We start from the raw sequence: 21,782 nt of genomic DNA, 5'->3' as shown, positions 1-21,782 counted from the left end.
CGCGATGACAACCCGGGCTCCCCCCGCTGGTTAATTACCCGGTTAATGCTTCAAAGCGGATTGGGGGGAACAGGGATTTCAAGGGATTTCATCCCTCGCCCCCCACGGGAACGCCCCCGGACGCCCGCTTCTGCGAACGGCCGGGGGCGTGGGGGCGGCGGGGGCTAGAATCCGCCGGTGGCGCTCTCGGGGCGGTAGGTGATGCTGGCCTTGATGTAGTCCCGGTTCATGCGGGCGATGTTGTCCAGGGTGATGCCCTTGGGGCAGGCGGCCTCGCATTCGCCGTGGTTGGTGCAGGTGCCGAAGCCCTCCGCGTCCATCTGGGTCACCATGGCCCGGGCGCGGGTGTAGCGCTCGGGTTGGCCCTGGGGGAGCAGGGCCAGGTGGCTGATCTTGGCGGCCACGAAGAGCATGGCGCTGGCGTTGGGGCAGGCCGCGACGCAGGCGCCGCATCCGATGCAGGCGGCGGCGTCCATGGCCAGGTCCGCGTTCTCCTTCTTCACGGGCAGGGCGTTGGCGTCGCAGCAGCTGCCGGTGGGCACGCTAACGAAGCCGCCCTTGGCGATGATGCGGTCGAAGGCGGAGCGGTCCACCATCAGGTCCTTGATCACGGGGAACGCGTCGGCGCGCACCGGCTCGATGGTGATGTCGTCGCCGTCCTGGAAGCTGCGCATGTGCAGTTGGCAGGTGGTGGTGCGCTCCTTGGGGCCGTGGGGGCGGCCGTTGATGACGAGGTTGCAGGCCCCGCAGATGCCCTCGCGGCAGTCGTGGTCCACGACGATGGGTTCCTCGCCCTTGTGGATGAGGCTCTCGTTGACCACGTCGAGCATCTCCAGGAAGGACATCTCCGTGGAGATCCCCGGGGCCTCGAGGTCCTGGAAGTGGCCCTTGTCCGCGGCGTTCTTCTGGCGCCACACGTGCAGCTTGACGTTGATGTGCTTTTCCATGGGCTGCCTTCCTTACTTGTAGCTGCGGGTCGCGAGGTGGACGTTGTCGAACGTGAGCTGCTCGGTGTGGCGGATGGGGGTCTTCCCCTCGCCGGTGTACTCCCAGGCGGCCACGTGGCAGAAGTTCTCGTCGTCGCGCTGGGCCTCGCCGTCGGGGGTCTGCCATTCCTCGCGGAAGTGGCCGCCGCAGGATTCGCGGCGCTCCAGGGCGTCCAGGCACATGAGCTCGCCCAGTTCGATGAAGTCGGCGACGCGTCCGGCCAGTTCCAGCGACTGGTTCACGTCCGCCATGCTTCCGGGGACCCGCAGGTTGGACCAGAACCGCTCCTTGAGGGCGGGGATCTCCTGGAGGGCCTGCTTGAGGCTGGCTTCGGTGCGGCCCATGCCGCAGTACTCCCACATGATCTTGCCCAGGGCCCGGTGCAGCTCGGTGGGGGTCTCCTTGCCGTTGATGGAGAGGAGCCGGTTGTTCTTGGCCCGCACGGCCTCCTCGGCGGCCTTGGCCGCGGGGTGGTCGGTGGTGATGCGGGTGCCGGGCTTGATGGTGGCCAGGTAGCCGCCGATGGTGGCGGGCAGGACGAAGTAGCCGTCCGCGAGGCCCTGCATGAGGGCCGAGGCCCCCAGGCGGTTGGCGCCGTGGTCGGAGAAATTGGCCTCGCCCATGCAGAAGAGGCCGGGGATGGTGGTCATGAGGTTGTAGTCCACCCACAGGCCGCCCATGGTGTAGTGGCTGGCGGGGTAGATGCGCATGGGCACCTTGTAGGGGTCCTCGCCGGTGATGCGCTCGTACATCTCGAAGAGGTTGCCGTACTTCTCCCGGATCTTGTTTTCCCCGAGGCGCTTGGTGGCGTCCTCGAAGTCCAGGTAGACGCCGCGGCCCGTGTCGCCCACGCCCCGGCCCTCGTCGCAGACCTGCTTGGCGGCGCGGCTCGAGATATCGCGGGGGGCGAGGTTGCCGAAGGAGGGGTACTTGCGCTCCAGGTAGTAGTCGCGCTCGTCCTCGGGGATATCGCCGGGGGCGCGCTTGTCGCCGGCCTTCTTGGGCACCCAGATGCGGCCGTCGTTGCGCAGGCTCTCGGACATGAGGGTCAGCTTGGACTGGTGGTCGCCGGTGACGGGGATGCAGGTGGGATGGATCTGGGTGTAGCAGGGATTGCCGAAGGCCGCGCCCTTCTGGTACGCCCGCCAGATGGCCGTGGTGTTGCAGCCCTTGGCGTAGGTGGCCAGGTAGAAGACGTTGCCGTAGCCGCCGGTGCCCAGGGCCACCGCGTCGGCCACGTGGCTCTCGATCTTGCCCGTGACCATGTCGCGGGTGACGATGCCCTTGGCGACGCCGTCGACCACGATCACTTCCTGCATCTCGTGGCGGGTGTACATCTTCACGGTGCCCAGGCCGATCTGGCGCTCCAGGGCCTGGTAGGCGCCCAGCAGAAGTTGCTGCCCCGTCTGCCCACGGGCGTAGAAGGTGCGGCTCACCTGGGCGCCGCCGAAGCTGCGGTTGTCCAGGAGCCCGCCGTATTCCCGGGCGAAGGGCACGCCCTGGCCCACGCACTGGTCGATGATGTTCACCGACACCTGGGCGAGGCGGTAGACGTTGGCTTCCCGGGCGCGGAAGTCGCCGCCCTTGACCGTGTCGTAGAAGAGGCGGAAGGTGCTGTCGCCGTCGTTGTGGTAGTTCTTGGAGGCGTTGATGCCCCCCTGGGCGGCGATGGAGTGGGCGCGGCGCGGGCTGTCCTGGTAGCAGAAGCAGTGGACGTCGTAGCCCAGCTCGGCCAGGGACGCGGCGGCGGCGGCGCCGGCCAGGCCCGAGCCCACGATGATGATCTTGTATCTGCGCTTGTTGGTGGGGTTGACCAGCTTCAGATCGAAGCGGTACTTGTCCCACTGGTCGGCGATGGGTCCGGTCGGGCAGTTCGATTTCAGTTCCATGGTCATGCCTTCTACAGGTGGATGATGCCGGTGAGGACGGCGATGGGGAACGAAATGTTGACGGCGGCCACCACGGTGGCCATCACGTAGGCGAACCTGCGGCGCAGGCGGTCGTAGCGCGGGTGGGCCCAGCCCAGGGTCTGGGTGAGGCTCCAGACGCCGTGCCACATGTGGAAGCCCAGGCAGAGCTGGGCCACGATGTAGAACGCCGAGGCCAGGGGCACCTTGAACCCGGTAACGAAGTTCCTGTAGGGGTTCGCCGGATCGAAGCTGGGATGCAGCGTGCCCGTGGTCAGGTGCAGCAGGTGGTAGACGATGAACAGGCCCAGGATCACCCCGGTCCAGCGCATGGTGCGCGAGGCGAAGGTGGCGGCCTGCACCTGGGTGGCGCGGTAGCCCACGGGGCGCGCGGCCATGTTGGAGAGCGTGAGGCTCAGGGCGGCCCAGCCGTGGAGGACCACGGCCACGAGCATCACGCCCCGGAAGACCCAGATGCCCATGCCGTGGATCATGGTGTGGAGGAACTCCGCATAGTGGTTCATGGGCGCCTCGCCCATGTAGGCCTGCAGGTTCCCCAGCATGTGCACCGTGACGAAGCCGAAGAGCATGATGCCGGTCACGGCCATCACCACCTTCTTCCCCACGGATGAGTCCAGGAAGCCTGGACGGGTCTTGGCGGCACCAGCCAGGCTGGATTCAGCGACGGACATGGATACTCCTTCCTTCCGCAATAACGGATGCGCCGCATCCGGCGATTGTTGGCGATGGCTCTGCGAGACTGCGAAACATGATCAAGTGGAGGCGCTAAGTATGCGCCAGGAATTTCGATTCTCAAACCCATTACGGAGCAAATGCTCTTTAACGTCTGGATTGCCTTATTTTTCAATGTCTATTCGATACAAAATAATCGATTAAGCGGGGTGGTGGAGGCTTGGAGTGTCCCGGCGGCGGGGAGGGTTCGGCCCCGACGGACAGGCCCTGCCGGGGGCTGCGGGTTGGAGCGGTGGGGTTCCGGGGGGAGGGGGCGGCCCATGGGGTCCCGACCCGGTGCGCCGACCCACCGGTAGCGCTTGCGCAGCAGCGAGCTGCTGCTGGCGCTTGCCGTGATCCATGGACGATAGGTGGTGGAGGATGTGGGTGGGGGCACAGATTCAGGATTGTGCGATGTAGGGAGGGGGCCACGAACATGGGTTTCGGTTTCTTGACGGCAATGCCGTCCGGAAGGACGTCCTGGAGTCCAGCGCGGGGAAGGGCATTGACACTGGCATTCAAGCCTCGAGGGCTCTCCCGATTCGGGTCCAGACCTGGCTTGCCATGGCGGGCTTGGGGTGCTGGGCCCGGGTCCTCCGGCACCTGGCGTCGATGGATCACGGCAAGCGCCAGCAGCAGCTCGCTGCTGCGCAAGCGCTACCGGTGGGTCGGAGCGCAGGGTTGGGACCGCATGGGCCGGGTCCTTTCCCAGGAACCTCGCCGCCCGAACCTGAGGCCCCCGGCAGGGGCTGCCTGTCGGGGGCGGAAAGCCCGGTATGCAGAAAAAGCGCCGCCCGGGGGCGGCGCTTTTCCGTGCGGGGGGTGGAGCTACTTCATGTCCTCGTCGGCGATGAGGCCGGGGGTTTCCTGCTTGCTCTTGATGATCGACCACACGATGGCGGCGACGCACACCGCGGCTCCGAGGACGCCGCCGAGCTTGTTGACGTTCATCTGGTTGGCCACGGGGAACAGGGTGAACTTCATCAGCACGCCCAGGGTGAGCAGGCTGACCATGTTCATGACCTTGATCAGGGGGTTGATGGCCGGGCCCGCGGTGTCCTTGAGGGGATCGCCCACGGTGTCGCCGGTGACGGAGGCCTTGTGGGCTTCGGAGCCCTTGCCGCCGTAGAGGCCGTCCTCGATCATCTTCTTCGCGTTGTCCCAGGCGCCGCCGGCGTTGGCCATGAAGACCGCCAGCAGCTGGCCCACCAGGATCATGCCCGCCAGGAAGCCGCCCAGGGCGTAGGGGCCCAGGAGAAGGCCGACAAGCAGGGGGGCGGTGATGGCCAGGAGGCCGGGGCCCACCAGTTCCTTCTGGGCGGTGTTGGTGCAGATGTCCACCACGCGGCCGTAGTCGGGCTTCTTGGTGCCGGCCCAGATCTCGGCGTCGCGGAACTGCGAGCGGCACTCGATGACGATGTGGTAGGCGGCGCGGCCCACGGCGCGGATGAGCTGGCTGCTGAAGAGGAAGGGCACGCAGCCGCCGATGAGGAGGCCGATGAAGACTTTGGGCTCGGCCACGGAAAGGAAGCCGGCCTGGTCGTGGTACTGGCCGAGGGTCATCTTGCTGATGGCCGCTTCGGAGCCCACGGCGATGACCGCGATGAAGCTGGAGAAGAGGCTCACGGCCGCGATGACGGCGGAACCGATGGCGATGCCCTTGGTCTCGGCCTTGGTGGTGTTGCCCACGGCGTCGAGGTCGGCGAGGATCTGCCGGGCGCGCTTGTAGGAACCGGGCTTCTCCTTCTCCATCTGCTCCTTCTCGTAACCCATCTCGCCGATGCCGTTGGCGTTGTCGGCGACGGGGCCGAAGACGTCCATGGAGATGGTGTTGCCGGTGAGGGTCAGCATGCCGATGCCGGTCATGGCCACGCCGTAGGCCACGAACATCGGCGGGGCGCCGTGGTAGGTGAGCACGGAGAGGAAGATGGCGATGACGATGACGACCATCATGGCGACGGTGGACTCATAGCCCAGGGCGAAGCCTTCGATGATGTTGGTGGCGTGGCCGGTGGTGCAGGCCCGGGCAAGGCTCTTCACGGGGGCGTGGGTGGTGTGCGTGTAGTAGCTGGTCACCTTGTTCAGGGCCACGGCCAGGAACACGCCGATGAGGCAGGTGATGGCCGGGCGCATGTCCAGGCCGGGCACGCCGAAGTTGAACCACACGGCGAGCTGGTTGGGATCGTTCATGGGGAAGCCCGCGGAGGCCAGGGGGTTGTTGGCCAGGTAAGAGGGCGTGAAGTGCAGGTAGAAGTAGCCAAGGATGAAGAACCCGGCCACGGAGATCAGCGAGCCGATCCAGAAGCCGCGGTGCACGCTCTTCAGGGCGGTGTCGGAGGTGTCCTCGCTGCCGGCCTTGACGGTGTAGGTGGAGATGATCGAGCCCAGCACGCCGATGCCGCGCACCAGCAGGGGGAAGATGACGCCCTTGTGGCCGAAGGAGGCCATGCCCAGGATCATGGCGGCCACGATGGTCACTTCGTAGCTCTCGAAGATGTCCGCGGCCATGCCGGCGCAGTCGCCCACGTTGTCGCCCACGTTGTCGGCGATGGTGGCGGCGTTGCGCGGATCGTCCTCGGGGATGTCCTTCTCGATCTTGCCGACCAGGTCGGCGCCCACATCGGCGGCCTTGGTGTAGATGCCGCCGCCGACGCGCATGAACAGCGCCAGGAGGGTGCCGCCGAAGCCGAAGCCCAGCAGGGCCTCGTAGGCGTGCACGCCGTAGATGATGAAGATCATCGTGCCGCCCAGGAGGCCGAGGCCGTCCGTGAGCATGCCGGTGACGGTGCCGGTGCGGTAGCCGAGCTGCATGGCCTCGCCGTAGCTGTGGCGGGCGGCGGCGGCCACGCGCAGGTTGCCGGTGGTGGCCAGGCGCATGCCCACGAAGCCCACGGCCCAGCTGAACAGGGAGCCCATGAGGAAGGCGCCGGCGCGGCCGAAGGCGAAGTGCTTGTCCTCAACCGTGAACCAGAGGATCACGGTGATGATGACGATCAGGGGCCCGATCTTCTTGAACTGGGCCGCGAGGTAGGCGTTGGAGCCCTCGCGCACGGCGGCGGCCACTTCCTGCATCTTGGGGGTGCCCTCGTCGGCGGCGTTGACCTGCCTCATGAGCAGGATCGCGTACAGCAGGCCGATGACGGCGATGCCAAGCACGAACAGCAGGCCGATGCGCTCGGCGCTGGTGAATTCGCCGCTGACCTTGTTGAACAGGGCGAAGTACTCGAACTTGGCGCCCTCGGCCTCGGCGGCGACGGCCTTGGGAGCCGCCACCTGGCCCCAGGCATAGGCCAGGGCGAAGAAACACATCATGACGCCCAGGTAGATCCGGCGTGTCAGTGGTGTGAGCTTGAGCTTGTCCATCCAGGCTTGAAGCATGGATACTCCTATGAAAAAAAGTGAAACATAGCCCAGCCCGGAGGCCGGGGAGCAGAGGTGCTGGAATTCTAGAAGGATTCGTGGGAAGGGTATTCGGCCCAAGCCTATCACCACCCCCCCCAAAGTCAATGCGGGATTGACGTTCTGCGAGGCGGGGCGCGGCTTTCCGCTTTATGCATTACCCTGGAGGGGTCAACGTTTATCCAAGAGGCTCCCATGTCCCGACTCTGCCCCTGCGAATCCAAGCGGACCTACGACCGCTGCTGCGAACCCTACATCCTGGGCAAGGCCCTCCCGGAGAGCGCCGAGCAGCTCATGCGCAGCCGCTTCTCCGCCTACGCCATGGCCCGCGCCGACTACCTGGTGGCCACCACCAGCGAGGAGGAGCGCGCCAAGCTCGACCCGGAGGAGCTGCGGCGCTATTGCCGTTCCGTCAAATGCATCTCCCTGCGCATCCTCTCCACCGAACTGGGGGGGAAGGACGACGCCACGGGCATCGTGGAATTCCACGCCAAGCTCCTGATCAACGGCAAGCGCATGCTGCACCGGGAGCGGAGCCGCTTCGTGAGGGAAGCCGGCCGATGGGCGTATGTGGATGGCGATACCAATTAGCCTCTATCCGGGTTCCGGTTTTGGGATAAGGGAAGGTCTCGAACCCGGGACGGGGTCGGGAATGGTCCGCCTCATCTCCTTCATCCCCGACATCACTGTTCATCCCTGTTGCGCAGGGCCAGGGTCAGGATGGGTCGGCGCATGCGGGTAATGCGTGCGCCGACCCAATCCATCGCTGGCCCTGCGAGACAGGGATGAACAGTGATGTCTGGGATGGACGGGGATGGGGTCCGGTGCCCCTTGCAGGTGGCGCTCTTTAGAGATTGGCCTTCAGGAAGTCCCACATCCCCGAGTACATCTCCCATTGGTTCTGGGCGGCCTTGGGGCTGTGGTCGGATCCGGGCATCAGGACCAGCGGGGCGGTGAATCCGGCCTTTCCCAGCGCGTCCAGGAACTGCACGGAGTTCTGCAGGTGCACGTTGCCGTCCATCGTCCCGTGGATGAGCATCACCTTGCCGCCCAGGTTGGCGGCGGCCTTCAGGGTGCTGGAGGCGTCGTAGCCGGCGGCGTTGTCCCTGGGCAGGCCCATGTACCGCTCGGTGTAGACGCAGTCGTAGAGTCTCCAGTCGGTGACGGGGGCGCCGATGATGCCCAGCTTCCAGGCCTTGCTGTGGGTGAGGGCGTAGGCGGCGAGGAAGCCCCCGTAGCTGTATCCGTGCAGGGCGACGCGGTCCATGTCGGCCCAGCCCTGGGCCTTGAGCCAGGCGAGGCCGTCCAGCTGGTCCTGGAGCTCCAGGGCGCCCAGGTTGCGCCAGGCCCCGAAGGCGGCGGTGCCCTTGGCGGAGGCGCTGCGGTTGTCGCAGATCCAGGTGACGATGCCCTGCTGGGCCAGGAACTGGTACCACAGGGAGGTCCGGCTGTAGGCGTTCCTCACCAGGGGGGAATTGGGGCCCCCGTACACGTAGTGGAAGACGGGGTACTTCTTCGACGGGTCGAAGCCGGGGGGGAGCACCAGCATGGTCTCCAGGGGGAACCCGTCCCGGGCCTTGATCTGCTGGAAGAGCACCTTGGCCTTGGGGAGGGCCTTGAAGGCGTTCGAGGTCCTGCTCTCGACCTTGTGCAGGACGATGCCTTCGCCATCCAGGAACAGGTCCTGGGGCGGGGTGTCCACGTTGCTCCAGCGGTCCACGGCCGCGGTGAAGGCCGCGTTGAAGGTCAGGGAATGGGAGCCGGGAGCCTCGGTGAGCAGGCGCATGTGGTCGTTGACGCCCTCGAACCCGGCGCGGTACACGTCCAGCCCCACCGGAGTGCGCAGGGTGGCCTCGAAATACACGTGGCCGGCGTCGGTGCCCAGGATGCGGCGGACGTCCCAGGGGCCCTGGGTGACGGTGGACAGGAGGCGTCCCTGGGGGTCGTACAGGTAGAGGTGCTGGAACCCGCTCCGGGAGGACTGCCACAGGAAACGCCCGTCCTTGAGGAAATGGGGCAGGGGGAGGTGCTCGACCCAGGCCCGGCTGCGCTCCACCACCAGGGGCCTGCTGGCGGTGCCCTCGAAGACCCGGCACTCCAGCCAGGACTGGATGCGGTCCGTGAAGTGCACCAGGAGCCGGCCCGAAGGATCGAAGCCCACCCGGGGGACCAGGGTGTCCTGCCCCGGGAAGGGATCCTCCATCCAGGTGGTCTGGCCGTCCAGGGTGGCCAGGCCCACCCGGGCCGTGGGCAGCGGGTCGCCGGCCTTGGGGTAGTGGGTGTCCACGCGCTTCTGGGGCTGGGTGCGGTCGTCCATGATGGTGAAGACCGGCACATGGCTTTCGTCCAGGCTGAGGAAGGCGATGCGCCGGGAATCCGGCGACCACCAGTAGCCCTTGAAGTTGCCCCGCTCGTTGAAGACCTCCTCCTGGTAGACCCAGTCCAGGCGCCCGTTGAGGTGCGTGGCGTCCCCGCCGGTGGTGATCGCCACGTCCTTGCCCGTGGCCAGTTCAACGGCGTGGATGTCCGGCCCCTCCAGGAAGGCCACCCAGGCCCCGTCGGGGCTGAAGGAGGGGGTGTCCCCCGTCCCCAGGCGCCGGGCCTTGCCCGTGGCCAGGTCCATGAGGTAGAGGTCCCGGACCCCCTTCACCACGAAGGCGTCCCAGGCCGCGTTCCAGGTGAGCCCGGCTTCGGCGGCCCCCTTCTGGTCCTCGGCGTCCGCCCCCGCCGCGGCCAGGGCCGCCGCCAGCTGGTCGCGGTCCAGGAGGGGCGCCGGGGCGAAGGTGCCCCGCTGGATGCGGTTGATGGCGGCCAGGGCGCCCTTTTGCGTGCGCTCCTCCAGGAGGGTTCCATCCGGGCGCCACAGGTAGCGGGAACCCAGCGCCTCCACATAGGAGACCTTGCGGGTGGGATGGTACAGGCTGTCGACGGAAAGCCGGGGTTCGGCCTGGGCGGCATGGGCCAGGACGGTGACCAGGGCGAAGGGGACTTTCCACATGGGGGCTCCGATTGATGGTTAAGCGTAGCCGTAACCGCCTTTGAACGTGCATGCGTCAAATTCGAGAACATGTCTCAACATCATGACCGCCATCACGTAAACCCTTTGGGGCCTTGCGGATGGAGCTCCCGCGGCCGAACCTTGGGTTGCGAGGCTGAGTTGGAAAAAAGCCCTGCGCCCACCTTGAACAAGCGGCGCCGAGCCCCGTCCGCCTCCACCGTCTTCCGCGGGTCCACGCCCGCTTTCCCCAACCGCGGCCACCCCGGCCAGCCGCCGGCGCGCCCACGCTCACCCCCGGAGTCCGAGATGAACAAGTCTCCCCTCGTTTCCACCTTCGCCTTCACGCTGGCCCTGGCGGCCCCGTCCTTCCTGGCGGCCCAGGAGCACGGCGTGCAGCAGTTCGACCCCCAGCTCATCAGCCGGGTGGACCAGATCCGCCGGGAGCTCCGGGAGGAGGGCCGGGACTTCGAGGTGGGGGTGAACCCCGCCATGCAGTACAGCCTCGACCAGCTCTGCGGCCTGCGGCCCGAGCTCCGCCAGTACGATTTCGCCTCCCACGCCCAGGGCGGCCACCTCAACAACGAAGTGGAGGACCTCGCCGCCACCCCCCTCCCCGCCGCGTTCACGGGTTGGTTCAGCCCGGTCAAGGACCAGGGCCAGTGCGGCTCCTGCTGGGCCTTCGCCACCATCGGCAACCTCGAGGGCGCCGCCCTCAAGAAGCACGGCGCCCCCCAGGGCCGGGTCAACGCGGACGGCTCCATCACCCCCAGCGGCGTGATCACCACCCTTTCCGAGCAGCAGGTGCTCAGCTGCAACCCCGACGGCTACGGCTGCCAGGGAGGCTGGTACTCCTACGACATGCTCATGCCCGCCAACGCCAACCGGGGCGCGGGTTACTACCAGGGCGCCGTCCCCGCCACCGCCTTCCCCTACGTGTCCAACCGCGTCGCCTGCAGCTTCAGCCTCGACACGTCCTACACCCCCGTCACCCAGTGGGGCTACGTGGGCAACGGCTACTCGGTCCCGTCGGTGAGCGCCATCAAGGCCGCCATCTACAAGTGGGGCTCCGTGAGCATCGGGGTCTACGCGGATTCCGCCTTCCAGGCCTACCGCCGCGGCGTCTTCACCGGCACCTCCCGGGGCAACCAGCCCAACCACGCCGTCCTGCTGGTGGGCTGGGACGACGCCAAGGGCGCCTGGCTCCTCAAGAACTCCTGGAGCAGCCAGTGGGGCATCAACGGGTTCATGTGGATCAAGTACGGCGCCAACTCGGTGGGGACGGCCCCCGCGTGGGTCGTGGACTAGCGGAACGGAACATCTCCCTCCGGGCCTGGTGTGCCATCGTGCGGGTTCCGGACCGTCGTCAGGGATTCGCTGACGCAGGCAAGCTGCGTCAGCGAAAAGCTCGCGACGATAGGTTGAGGGTGGGTGTTGGCACGCTCCGGCTTCGATGGGCGATGCGGCCCGGGTGGGGGGGTGGGCTCTCCGGATGGGCCTAGGGCCCCTCGACCCGCTTCAAGTGTTCCGGGATGGCGACCGGGTCGCGCCGACGTTGAATGCTTGGCCATGCCCGGCCTACCGTGCGCCTTGGACTGTCCTTGAGCCCAATTCCCAATTTCCCATGCCGCCGTCACACGTCAACGTCGGCGCCAAGCAACCTGCTCCCGGATCACTCGCAGCGTGCCCAATGGGCATAGGCCCTCCAGGGGAGCCCCATGACCGTCCCCGGCCCCACCGCCCATCGGAGGATGGATGCGGCAGCACGCCTCCGCAGTCCCAAGGAGGCGCCCTTCCGTTGGCGCAGCTTGCCTGCGCCAACGAACCGGGGCGGAGGTCCGGGACACGGCCGCCTACGCGGCCATCACCCTAGTTGGGCAGGTGCTTCCGGGTCAGGTTGCGGCCGCCGGTTTCGGTGACGAGCATGTCGTCCTCGATGCGGATGCCGCCGTTGGGGGAAAGTTCGTCGATGAGCTTCCAGTCGAAGCGGGCCTTGTGCTCGTTTTCCCGGAAGGGGCGCAGGAGCATGGGGATGAAATAGAGGCCGGGCTCGATGGTGATGACGTGGCCGGGCTCGGTGGTGCGGGTAGTGCGCAGGGTGGGGTGGCCTGCGGGGGGCGGGGCGATGCTGCCGTCGGGGCCCGCGAGCTTGCCGGCCACGTCGTGCACCTGGATCCCCAGGTGGTGGCCCAGGCCGTGGGGGTAGAAGGGGCGGGTGAGGCCCAGGGCCACGGCCTCCTCGGGGTCGGCGTCGAGCAGGCCATGCTCCTTCAGGAGCCCGGCCAGCTTGAGGTGGGAGAAGTGGTGCAGCTCGCCGAAGGGCATGTGGGGGCGCACCGCGGCGCAGATTTCCAGCATGTTCTTTTCCATGCCGTCCACCAGGGCCTTGAAGCGGGGATCGCAGGACGGGGCGGGGGTGGTGCGGGTGATGTCGGAGGCGTAGCCCAGGTGGCGCGCGCCGCAGTCCAGGAGGAGGGTGTTTCCCCCTCGGAAGCTGCGCTTGTTCTCGTAGTGGAGGGTGGCGCCCTTCTCGTTCTGGGCCACGATGGAGGCGAAGGCCAGCTCGAATTCCAGGCAGCCCACGGCCTCCATGAAGGCGTAGTGGATCTCCAGCTCCGACGCGCCGGCCAGGAAGGCCTTGCGGCCGGCGGCGTGGCCCAGGGCGGCGGTGACGGTGGCCTCCTCGATGCAGTGGATCTCGTAGGGGGTCTTGTAGCTGCGGCCCCAGTCCAGGAAGGCGGTGATGGAAGCGGGGTTCAGCTCCAGGCCGGCCGCGGCCGCCCGGTCCGTTTCATTGCCGATGTAGGCGGCCCGCTTGGGCTGGCCCACCTTTTCCCACACCGCGTCGAGGCTGGGGGCCTCCACCAGGTCGAAGCCCTCGGCCCAGAAGGGGGAGCCCAGGGGCAGCTGCTCGTACCAGAAGTCCTCGGGGGCGTACCGCACCAGCATGGGCTTCGCGCCGGGCTTCAGGACCAGCACGTGGTGGGGGCCGGTGAGGGGGCAGTAGTGGCGGAAGTGGGGGACGGTGTTGAAGGGGGCGTCCTGGTCGTCGGCGAAATAGGTGAACGGCTGCCCGCTGGAGATCACCAGGGCGTCGAAGCCCGTGGCCGACAAGGCCTTTTCCGCGTAGGCCATGCGGGTGGCGAGGTGATCGAGGAAGAGACCTTTGAGGGGCATGCTTACTCCATGATGGCGGTGGGCCTCTGGCGATTATGGGCCAAAAGGCCGGGATTGCGATCCCCCACCCGGCCCTGGAACGCCCTTTGCATCCGGTTCCGGAGGGGGCAAACCATGACCAGTGTCAACTCTATCAATAATTCGACCTACCTGGACAAGCTCCTGGCCGCCCAGACCACCGACGCCCCCGAGGGCGCCGCCAAGGCAAACAATGCCTTCGCCGACCTCTTCCAGTCGATCCTGGACGGGACCGCCCAGGCAGAATCCGCCCCCGCCGCCCCCGGCGCGGGTTCGGCCGCCTCCGACATGAACTCCCTGGGCCAGGCCCTGGCCAGCGGAAACCTGTCCGCCGCCCAGCTGGCCTTCCAGTCCCTGCAGACGCACCTGGACGGCCCCCGCGGCGCCCATCCCCCCCACCCGGCCCCCGATGCCGCCCAGACCAGCGCCGCCGTGCCCTCCACGACCCCCGCGGACCTGCTCAATCTGCTGATGGGCAAGAGCTAGTGTCGGCAAACCCAGCTGCCTTGAAACCGTGATGAAGGGGCTGTTCCAGGTTAGGGGATCCCCGTTCATCCCATCCATCGGCGTTTATCCCTGTTTCAGCAGGGCTGTCCCAGAGTTGGGTCGGAGCGCATATTACTCGACGTCCTTGACCCAAAGGTGGCGACAACTCCCGGCGGAGTTCGAACGGGGATAAACAGGATCCAGGGGAAAAGGCAGGATAAAGAACCTCAGGTCCAAGCTGGAGCCAGATCACCGAGGACAACCTGGCGATTCAGGACCTAGACACCTAAAGAAAAGCCAGGGGCTTGTTCTCCGGCGCGAAGCCGTTGGCCACGGCCTTCTCGAAGAACAACGCCAGGCTCTCCCGTTCCGCTTCTCCCAGGCTGTAGGAGATGTTCTCCGTGAGGTACTCCCGCAGCTCGGGCTTGGTCCAGCCGATGGTGCGCCAGGCCTCGTCCACGATGGCGGGCAGGTTCTCCCGGCCCATTTCCAGGCTCCGGTGGAAGAAGGGGCCCACGCCGCCGGGGATGTCCAGGCGCGCGGCGTCCTCCCGCACCTGCCACAGGGCGAAGACGAAGGGCAGGCCCGTCCATGCGTGCCATTCCTCGGCCAGGTCCAGGACGATGAGGCCCTCGCGCCGGGTGCGCATGGCCACGTCCCCGATGAGCAGGGCCGCGTCGCACTGGGCCAGCATGGCGCCCTGGTCCGGGGCCATGTCCACGGCCCGCACGTCCACGCCGAAGCGCTCCCGCAGGAGGATCTGGGCCAGCACCACGGAGGTGCGGCTGGAGGTGTCCAGGGCCAGGGTGCGGATGGATTCCGGCGGCACCTTCGACAGGATCACCACCGAACGCACCCGCTTGGGGGAGGCGATGCAGAGGCCCGGCACGAGCTTCAATTTGGGGATGCGCAGGTATTCAATTGAACTGATGAGACCCGCATCCACTTCCCCGGATTTCAGCTGGTTCGCGCACAGGGAAGGCACGTGGAACTTCAGGTGGAAGTGCTCGTAACCCAGGCCGTGCTTGAATCCGTAATTCAGGGGCGCGGCGTTCAGGTAATCGATGATGGAGATCCGGAAAGGATTTGTGCTTGCCATCTTTTCATTTTATCTAGACTTGGGGGATGAACCAGCCCACCGCGAAAATCCATCGGGAAGATCCGGAGCGCGCGCTCCTCGAAAAACTCATCTCCCGGGTGCGCATGAACCCCGGCGAGTTCCGCACCGTGGGGGCCATGGCCGCCGCGTCGGGGATGGGTCTGGAGAGGCTCGGGGAGCTGTTCCGGGTCCACGCCCACTGCCTCCCGGAGGTCTTCCTGGAACAGGCGCGGGTGATCTGCGCCTGCAAGCGCCTCCTGAACCACTTCGGTCCCGCGGCCCAGGCGGGGGAGAGCTGCGGCTTCCCGAGCCCGGCGGCCTTCAACGCCAGCTTCCACCGCCTCACGGGCATGACACCGGGGAAGTACCAGTCCCTGGGGCGGGAGGGCGCCTCCTTCATCCTGGACCTGCCCCCGGGGTACCGGCAGGAGGACGTGCTCGCCTACCACGGGCGGGATCCCCTCAGCCTCTCGGAGCGGGTGGAGGGGTCGACGCTCTTCAAGGCCATCCGGCTGGAGGATACCGATACCCTCCTGGAGATCGAGTTCCGGGGCAGGGCGGTGCGGGTGCGGATTCGCCCCGCGGAGAAGGCCGATCCCATCTTCATGGGCAAGGTGCACCACCGCGTGGTGCGCATGCTTGGGCTGGCCACGGACCCCGCCCCCTTCGAGGGCTTCCTGGCCGGGGACCCCCGGTTCCAGGCCCTGGTGGAGGCCCGGCGCGGCCTGCGGATCCCGCTCACCGCGGACGTGTGGGAATCCCTGGTGTGGGCCATCCTGGGCCAGCAGGTGAACCTGGCCTTCGCGTACACCCTGCGCCGGCGGCTCACGGACCTCTGCGGCGGGGCGGTGTCCGGAGACCTGAAGGCCCACCCCACGCCCCGGGCCGTGGCCGCCCTGGATCCCGCGGATCTGGGGCCCCTGCAATTCTCCCGCAGCAAGGCCCAGTACGTGGTCGAGGCCGCCCGGGCCGTGGCGGCGGGGGAGCTCCCCGTGGAGGCCCTGCCCGCGGGCGCGGCCACCTCCGCCGAGGCCAGGCTCTCCGCGCGCCGGGGCATCGGGCCCTGGACCACCCACTACGTGATGATGCGGGGCTGCGGCTTCGGGGACTGCGTGCCCCTGGGCGACGCCGGGCTCACGGCGGCCCTGCAGCGCCACTTCGGCCTGGACCACCGCCCCGACGCCAGGGAGACCGCGCGCCTCATGGCCCCCTTCGCCCCCCACCGCAGCCTGGCCACCTTCCACCTCTGGGCCAGCCTCAAGGGCGTGCCCGCGTGAGGATCTGGAACAGCCCCCTGGGGCCCCTGGCCCTGGCCGCCGACGCCGGGGGGGCCCTGTGCTACCTGGGCTTCGCGGACCACGAACCCCGCCCGCGCCTCCTGCGGGGGCTGGCCGGGTCCGACCCCGCCGTCTTCGCCCCGGTGGAGCGGCAACTGGACGAATACTTCCGAGGGGTCCGCGCGGCCTTCGACCTGCCCCTGGCCCCCCGGGGCACGCCCTTCCAGCTGCGGGTGTGGGAGGAGTTGCGGCGCATTCCCCCGGGCCGGACCCTCAGCTACGGGGACCTGGCCCGGCGCCTGGGAGACCCCCGCCTCGCCCGGGCCGTGGGCGCGGCCAACGGGGCCAACCCCATTTCCATCATCATCCCCTGCCACCGCCTCCTGGGGGCCGGAGGCGGCCTCACGGGCTACGCGGGGGGCCTGGACCGCAAGCGCGCCCTGCTGGAGCTCGAAGGGGGGATCCGGACCTGAACCGCCCGGATCAGGCCCGGCGGAACCAGCCCACGCATTCCACGTGGCTGGTGAGGGGGAAGAGATCGGCCACGGCCAGGCCCTCCAGCTTCCAGGCCGGCTCCAGGCGCTTGACGTCCCGGCAGAAGGCGGCGCCGTCGCAGCCCACCAGCACCAGGTCACCGGCCCCGGCGGTCTGGAGCTTCGCGCACATCTCGGGGGCCAGGCCCGTGCGGGGCGGATCCAGCAGGAGGAGGTCCCCGGGCGCGCCCAGGCCTTCGGGCACCCATTCCGCGGCGTCGGCGGCCACGCACCGGGCCCCGGGCACGTTCCGCGCGGCCCAGGCCACGGCCGGTTCGTCGAACTCCACCAGCACGCTGCCCGCGACCCTGGCGCCCAGCAGCGCCGTGAAGAACCCCACGCCCCCGTAGAGGTCGTAGAGGGTGCCCGCCGGCAGCTCCCAGCCGTCCAGGATCTCCCCGAAGGCCCGCCAGGCCCAGGGGGGGCACACCTGGAAGAAGCCCCCGGGGCGATGCGCCAGCCGCGCCTCCCCCAGGCGGTGGACGATGCCGCCCTGGAAGGGCTTCCAGCCGTCGGGCTCCAGGTTCCAGGTGCGGCCCTGCTCGTCGGTGGCGTACACCTCCCCCGCGGGGGTTCCGGTGGCCAGCTCCCAGCGCTGGGGCCGGGTGGGCAGCATGCGCCCCTCCAGGGCGTCCAGGAATCTCGGGATGGCCTGGGAAAGGGCAGGGGAGGCCGCGGGGCAGGCCGATACCGGCACCAGGGCGTGGCTGTTGCGCCGGTGGTAGCCCAGGTCCCGGCCCGTCCAGTGCAGCTGGATTCGGTGCCTGCGGGCGTCGGCGGGGGCCTCCAGCCAGCGCCATTCCGGGGCATCGGGCAGCTGCCGGCCCAGGAGATCGGCCACCATGGACCGCTTGAGCTCCGCCGTCTCCCGTCCCGCCTCCCAAAGTTCGCAGCCGCCGCAGGTGGCCGCCACGGGGCACCCCGCCTGGGCCCGCCGGGGATCCCGGCGCACCCAGCGGGTGACCTCCCCTTCGCCGTGGCGGGGCTTCCAGCGCACCTCGGCCTCCACCTGCTCCCCGGGGAAGAGCGCCAGGGGCGCCGACACCAGGATGACGCGGCCGTCCTCGGCCCGGGCCACCCCCTTGCCGCCCCAGGCCAGGCGTTCGATGGTCAGGATCGATTTCACGGCCGGAGCCGCCGGCTTCCGGTAGACTTCAGCCTGACCTTTTGACTTCACAGGTGGTTGCATTTTGCGTCTCACGGTCGCCATCCCTCCCTTGCACCGTAGCAGCCTCGAGGCGTCCCTGGGCCGCGAGGTTCGAAAAGTCCTGGAATGGACCGAGGGGGGACCCGCGGACGTGGTCCTGGGCATGGAGGGGGAGGGGCTCCTGGCCCACTGCGCCGCCTGGCCCGGGGAGGAGGCCGCCCTGGCCCTGGTCAAGGTGGGCTTCGAGCGGCTCCAGGACCGGCGGAACATGGAGCGGCTCCACGAGGTGGGCAAGGCCCTGGCCTCCGAGCAGGACCTGGACCGGCTCCTGGACCAGATCCTCACCCACGGCCGCAACCTCCTGGAGGCCGAGGCGGGCTCCATCTACCTGGTGGTGCAGGAGCACGAACTGCTCTTCGCCCACACCCAGAACGCCCGGGTGAACCTGCCCTACACACGCTTCCAGATGCCCATCACCGGCGAGTCCATGGCCGGCTTCGCCGCCCTCACGGGCGAGACCCTGAACCTGGAGGACGCCTACCGCGTCCCGCCCGAGGCCCCCTACCGCTTCAACGACAGCTACGACAAGCAGGCCGGATACCGCACCACCTCCATGCTGGTGGTGCCCATCAAGGACACCCAGGGGGAGATCCTGGGGGTGCTCCAGTTCATCAACCGGCAATCCGAGGAGGGGATCATCCCCTTCCACCCCGGGGACGTGCACCTGGCCCAGAGCCTGGCGGGGCAGGCGGGGGTGGCCATCAAGAACGCCAATCTCCGCAAGGACATCGAGATCCTCTTCGAACGCTTCGTGGACGCCTCGGTGAAGGCCATCGAGCAGCGGGACCCGGTCACCCGGGGCCATTCCGGGCGCGTGGCCACCCTCACGGTGGGCCTGGCCCAGGCGGTGAACCTCACCCACGCGGGTCCCTTCGGGGGCGTGTTCTTCAGCGACTCCCAGCTGCGGGAGATCCGGTACGCCAGCCTCCTCCACGATTTCGGCAAGGTCGGCGTGCGCGAGCAGGTCCTGGTCAAGTCCAAGAAGCTCGAGCCCAACCGGCTGGAGATCCTCCTCCAGCGCCTGCGCCAGCGCCAGCAGGAGGAGATGCTGGCCCTCCTGCGCTCGGACTGGGCCTCGGGCCTGCCCTTCGACCCCGCCCATTGGTCCGGGCTCCAGACCCGCCACCAGACCGAGGCCGACGCCCTCATCGCCCTCCTCATCCGCAGCAACGAGCCCGCCCTCCTGGCCCAGGACGCCCAGGACGGCCTGGGCCGCCTGGGGAGCCTGCATTTCACCAACTGGGAGGGCGCCACCGCCTCCGTGCTGGAGCCCGGGGACCTGGACTGCCTGAGCATCCGCCGGGGCAGCCTCTCGGAGGCCGAGCGCCTGGAGATCGAAAGCCACGTCACCCACACCTACGAATTCCTCCAGAAGATCCCCTGGACCCCGGACCTGGCCATGGTCCCCGCCATCGCCTACGCCCACCACGAGCGCCTGAACGGCCAGGGCTACCCCCGCCGGCTCACGGCCGCCGAGATCCCGCTCCAGAGCAAGGCCATGGCCATCACCGACATCTTCGACGCCCTCACGGCCCAGGACCGCCCCTACAAGTCCGCGGTGCCCCTGGCCCGCAGCCTGGACATCCTGCGCCAGGACGCCGCCGACGGCCACGTGGACGCCGCCCTGCTGGACCTCTTCATCGACGCGAAGGTCTATGAAAGGACAGTGCCCAGCGGGGCCTGAGGCAACTTTGGGTTCGGCTCCCAGGCCGGCTATGCCAAAATGGACCCCTGGAGTCCCTATGGCCGAATCCCCGGAACGCAAGCCCCGATCCTTCGACGTCCTCGCCATCCAGGACCTGCTGCCGCACCGGTACCCGATCCTCCTGGTGGACCGGATCCTGGACTACGAGCCCGGCGAATGGATCCGCGGCGTCAAGAACGTCACCATCGGCGAGCAGATCTTCCTGGGGCATTTCCCCAAGAACCCCGTCTTCCCGGGCGTCCTCATCGTGGAGGCCATGGCCCAGACCGGCGGGTGCCTGGTGCTCCAGACCCTCCCGGATCGCCATGACAAGCTCATCTATTTCATGGCCATCGATAACGTCAAGTTCCGCAAGCCCGTCGTCCCCGGCGACCAGCTCGTCATGGAGGTCAAGGTCCTGACCAACCGCGGCAAGGTGGCCAAGCTCCGCGGCGAGGCCTTCGTGGACGGCCAGAAGGTGGCCGAGGCGGAATTCATGTCCATGCTGGTGGACGCCCCGAAAAGTGAGGCCAAATGAGCGCACAGATCCATCCCCTCTCCGTCGTCAGCCCTGACGCCGTCCTCGGGGACGGCGTGGTCATCGGGCCGTTCTGCGTCGTGGAGGGCGGTTCGCGCATCGGCGCCCGCACCGTCCTGCGCAGCCACGTGGTCGTCGGCCCCCACACCGAGATCGGCGAGGACAACGACATCTACCCCCACTGCACCCTCGGCATGGGTCCCCAGGACCTGAAGTTCAAGGGCGCCCCCACCCGCCTGAAGGTGGGCGACCGCAACGTGTTCCGCGAGAGCTGCACCCTGCACCGCGGCACCGAGGGCGGCGGCGGCCTCACCACCGTGGGCGACGGCAACTTCATGATGACGGGCTCCCACGTGGCCCACGACTGCCACGTGGGCTCCAACTGCATCTTCGCCAACAGCGCCACCCTGGCCGGCCACGTGGAAGTGGGCGACTTCAGCAACATCGGCGCCTTCTCCGCGGTCCACCAGTTCTGCCGGGTGGGTGCCCACGCCTTCATGGGCGGGTTCACCGTGGCCACCATGGACGTCCTCCCCTACATGAAGACCGCCGGCGCCCGGGACACCAAGAGCTACGGCGTGAACACCATCGGCCTGCGCCGCAAGGGCTTCCCCGAGGCCTCCGTGGAGGCCCTGGTCAAGGCCCACCGCATCCTCTTCCACTCCGGCCTGCTCCGGGAGGAGGCCCTGGCCAAGGTGGAAAAGGAATTCGCCGGGGTCCCGGAGATCGAGCTCCTCACCCGCTTCATCCGCGAAAGCAAGCGGGGCATCCACCGTGGTTGAGAAGCGCCGTTCGGCCACCGTGGCCCTGGTGGGCCTGCCCAATTCCGGCAAGTCCACCCTGCTGAACACCCTGGTGGGGGAGAAGCTGGCGGCGGTGAGCCAGATGCCCCAGACCACCCGGGGCCGCATCACCGGCATCGTCAACCGCGGCGAGGCCCAGCTGGCCTTCCTGGACACTCCGGGGGTGCACCTGGCCCGCCACGCCCTCAACCAGCGCATGCTGCACTACGTGGACATGGCCCTGGACGAGGCGGACCTGCTGCTGTGGGTGGTGGACGCCAGCGGCTTCCTGGGGCCCGGGGAGCGGGAGCTGGCCAAGCGCCTCCAGGGGGCGCGCCAGCCCGTGTACCTCGTCCTCAACAAGCTGGACCTGGTGTCCAAGGGCACGCTGCTGGAGAAGATCGCCGAGTACAAGGACCTCCTGGAATTCCGCGAGATCGTCCCCGTGGGCGCCAAGCTCGCCCAGAACCTGGATCCCCTCTGGGCCATCCTGGAGCGGGACGCCCTGGACCACGAATGGTCGTACGGCGACGAGACCTTCACGGACCAGACCGAGCGCACCATGGCCACGGAGTTCATCCGGGAGAAGATCCTGCGCAAGACCCGCGAGGAGGTGCCCCACGGCGTGGCCGTGGCCATCCAGGCCTGGGTGGAGGCCGGCGAGGCCGACTACCCCGAGGACGCCCCCGAGGGCGGCACCTACATCGAGGCCCAGATCCTCGTGGAGCGCGCCGGCCACCGCAAGATCCTCCTGGGCTCCGGGGGCGAGATGATCAAGGACATCCGCCAGAGCGCCCAGCGGGAGCTGAAGAAGCTCCTCCAGCGCCCCGTGCGCCTGGCCCTGCACATCAAGGTGGCCGAGGGCTGGCGGGACCGGCCGGACCAGCTGGACAAGCTGAACCTCTGATCCGGGATTCCATCACAACCCGGCGCCCCGGCCCATTGCCGGGGGCGGGACCGG

General features: G+C 68.3%; 16 protein-coding genes and 1 pseudogene. 9 read left to right on the top strand and 8 right to left on the bottom strand.

What is annotated here, in order from left to right; all coding sequences use genetic code 11:
- Nucleotides 1–164: 164 nt before the first annotated feature.
- The 4 genes from R2J76_RS11425 to R2J76_RS11410 all read right to left on the bottom strand — a co-directional run bounded on the left by R2J76_RS11425 (nucleotide 165) and on the right by R2J76_RS11410 (nucleotide 7,004).
- Nucleotides 165–947 carry a succinate dehydrogenase/fumarate reductase iron-sulfur subunit gene (locus R2J76_RS11425; RefSeq protein ID WP_316411718.1) on the bottom strand — a complete coding sequence of 261 codons (783 nt, stop codon included), beginning with the start codon at nucleotides 945–947 and terminating at the stop codon, nucleotides 165–167.
- A gap of 12 nt (nucleotides 948–959) precedes the next feature.
- On the bottom strand, nucleotides 960–2,876 hold the full coding sequence (locus R2J76_RS11420) for a fumarate reductase/succinate dehydrogenase flavoprotein subunit (RefSeq protein WP_316411717.1): 1,917 nt from the start codon (nucleotides 2,874–2,876) through the stop codon (nucleotides 960–962).
- A gap of 11 nt (nucleotides 2,877–2,887) precedes the next feature.
- A complete protein-coding gene (locus tag R2J76_RS11415) occupies nucleotides 2,888–3,586 on the bottom strand; it encodes a succinate dehydrogenase cytochrome b subunit (RefSeq protein WP_316411716.1) in 699 nt (232 codons plus the stop codon).
- A gap of 868 nt (nucleotides 3,587–4,454) precedes the next feature.
- Nucleotides 4,455–7,004 (bottom strand): sodium-translocating pyrophosphatase, encoded by a 2,550-nt coding sequence (locus R2J76_RS11410; RefSeq protein WP_316411715.1) that lies wholly within the window; start codon nucleotides 7,002–7,004, stop codon nucleotides 4,455–4,457.
- Between the two features lie 216 nt (nucleotides 7,005–7,220).
- Here R2J76_RS11410 and R2J76_RS11405 point away from each other — a divergent pair, with 216 nt between their 5' ends.
- A complete protein-coding gene (locus R2J76_RS11405) occupies nucleotides 7,221–7,616 on the top strand; it encodes a YchJ family protein (RefSeq protein WP_316411714.1) in 396 nt (131 codons plus the stop codon).
- Between the two features lie 256 nt (nucleotides 7,617–7,872).
- Here the strand turns inward: R2J76_RS11405 and R2J76_RS11400 are convergent, their stop codons facing one another.
- Complete coding sequence (locus R2J76_RS11400) at nucleotides 7,873–10,023, bottom strand: S9 family peptidase (protein WP_316411713.1); 2,151 nt, start codon at nucleotides 10,021–10,023, stop codon at nucleotides 7,873–7,875.
- A gap of 306 nt (nucleotides 10,024–10,329) precedes the next feature.
- Here R2J76_RS11400 and R2J76_RS11395 point away from each other — a divergent pair, with 306 nt between their 5' ends.
- On the top strand, nucleotides 10,330–11,328 hold the full coding sequence (locus R2J76_RS11395) for a C1 family peptidase (RefSeq protein ID WP_316411712.1): 999 nt from the start codon (nucleotides 10,330–10,332) through the stop codon (nucleotides 11,326–11,328).
- A gap of 561 nt (nucleotides 11,329–11,889) precedes the next feature.
- Here R2J76_RS11395 and pepQ read toward each other — a convergent pair.
- Nucleotides 11,890–13,197 (bottom strand): Xaa-Pro dipeptidase, encoded by a 1,308-nt coding sequence (pepQ, locus tag R2J76_RS11390; protein ID WP_316411711.1) that lies wholly within the window; start codon nucleotides 13,195–13,197, stop codon nucleotides 11,890–11,892.
- 114 nt (nucleotides 13,198–13,311) lie between these two features.
- Between pepQ and R2J76_RS11385 the strand changes: the two genes are divergently transcribed.
- The gene (locus R2J76_RS11385) at nucleotides 13,312–13,701 is read left to right on the top strand and encodes a hypothetical protein (RefSeq protein ID WP_316411710.1); all 390 of its coding nucleotides are present in this window, start codon (nucleotides 13,312–13,314) and stop codon (nucleotides 13,699–13,701) included.
- A gap of 286 nt (nucleotides 13,702–13,987) precedes the next feature.
- Here R2J76_RS11385 and R2J76_RS11380 read toward each other — a convergent pair whose 3' ends face one another.
- Nucleotides 13,988–14,800: a menaquinone biosynthetic enzyme MqnA/MqnD family protein gene (locus tag R2J76_RS11380; protein WP_316411709.1), complete on the bottom strand. Its 813-nt coding sequence runs from the start codon at nucleotides 14,798–14,800 to the stop codon at nucleotides 13,988–13,990.
- 26 nt (nucleotides 14,801–14,826) lie between these two features.
- On the opposite strand from R2J76_RS11380, the gene R2J76_RS11375 reads away from it, so the two are divergent.
- Together R2J76_RS11375 and R2J76_RS11370 are read left to right on the top strand one after the other, a co-directional pair.
- Nucleotides 14,827–16,077 carry a DNA-3-methyladenine glycosylase 2 gene (locus R2J76_RS11375; protein ID WP_316411708.1) on the top strand — a complete coding sequence of 417 codons (1,251 nt, stop codon included), beginning with the start codon at nucleotides 14,827–14,829 and terminating at the stop codon, nucleotides 16,075–16,077.
- Nucleotides 16,074–16,550, top strand: coding sequence for a methylated-DNA--[protein]-cysteine S-methyltransferase (locus tag R2J76_RS11370; protein ID WP_316411707.1), 477 nt, complete (start codon nucleotides 16,074–16,076; stop codon nucleotides 16,548–16,550). Before R2J76_RS11375 ends, R2J76_RS11370 begins: the two co-directional genes overlap by 4 nt.
- Before the next feature lie 10 nt (nucleotides 16,551–16,560).
- Here R2J76_RS11370 and R2J76_RS11365 read toward each other — a convergent pair whose 3' ends face one another.
- Nucleotides 16,561–17,736: a class I SAM-dependent RNA methyltransferase gene (locus tag R2J76_RS11365; RefSeq protein ID WP_316411706.1), complete on the bottom strand. Its 1,176-nt coding sequence runs from the start codon at nucleotides 17,734–17,736 to the stop codon at nucleotides 16,561–16,563.
- A gap of 340 nt (nucleotides 17,737–18,076) precedes the next feature.
- On the opposite strand from R2J76_RS11365, the pseudogene R2J76_RS11360 reads away from it, so the two are divergent.
- From R2J76_RS11360 to era, 4 genes and pseudogenes are all read left to right on the top strand, one after another.
- A pseudogene (locus R2J76_RS11360) lies at nucleotides 18,077–19,501 on the top strand (HD domain-containing phosphohydrolase); the annotation flags it as partial.
- Nucleotides 19,502–19,559: 58 nt separating this feature from the next.
- On the top strand, nucleotides 19,560–20,039 hold the full coding sequence (gene fabZ, locus R2J76_RS11355) for a 3-hydroxyacyl-ACP dehydratase FabZ (RefSeq protein WP_316411704.1): 480 nt from the start codon (nucleotides 19,560–19,562) through the stop codon (nucleotides 20,037–20,039).
- A complete protein-coding gene (gene lpxA / locus R2J76_RS11350; protein ID WP_316411703.1) occupies nucleotides 20,036–20,821 on the top strand; it encodes an acyl-ACP--UDP-N-acetylglucosamine O-acyltransferase in 786 nt (261 codons plus the stop codon). The genes fabZ and lpxA overlap by 4 nt, the downstream gene beginning before the upstream one ends.
- A complete protein-coding gene (gene era, locus R2J76_RS11345; RefSeq protein ID WP_316411702.1) occupies nucleotides 20,814–21,728 on the top strand; it encodes a GTPase Era in 915 nt (304 codons plus the stop codon). The genes lpxA and era overlap by 8 nt, the downstream gene beginning before the upstream one ends.
- Nucleotides 21,729–21,782: the final 54 nt, after the last annotated feature.

The organism is Mesoterricola silvestris (genome assembly GCF_030295405.1).
GTDB lineage: Bacteria > Acidobacteriota > Holophagae > Holophagales > Holophagaceae > Mesoterricola > Mesoterricola silvestris.
The sequence above is the reverse complement of the archived record's forward strand: the minus strand, read 5'-3'. Positions and strand labels throughout refer to the sequence as shown.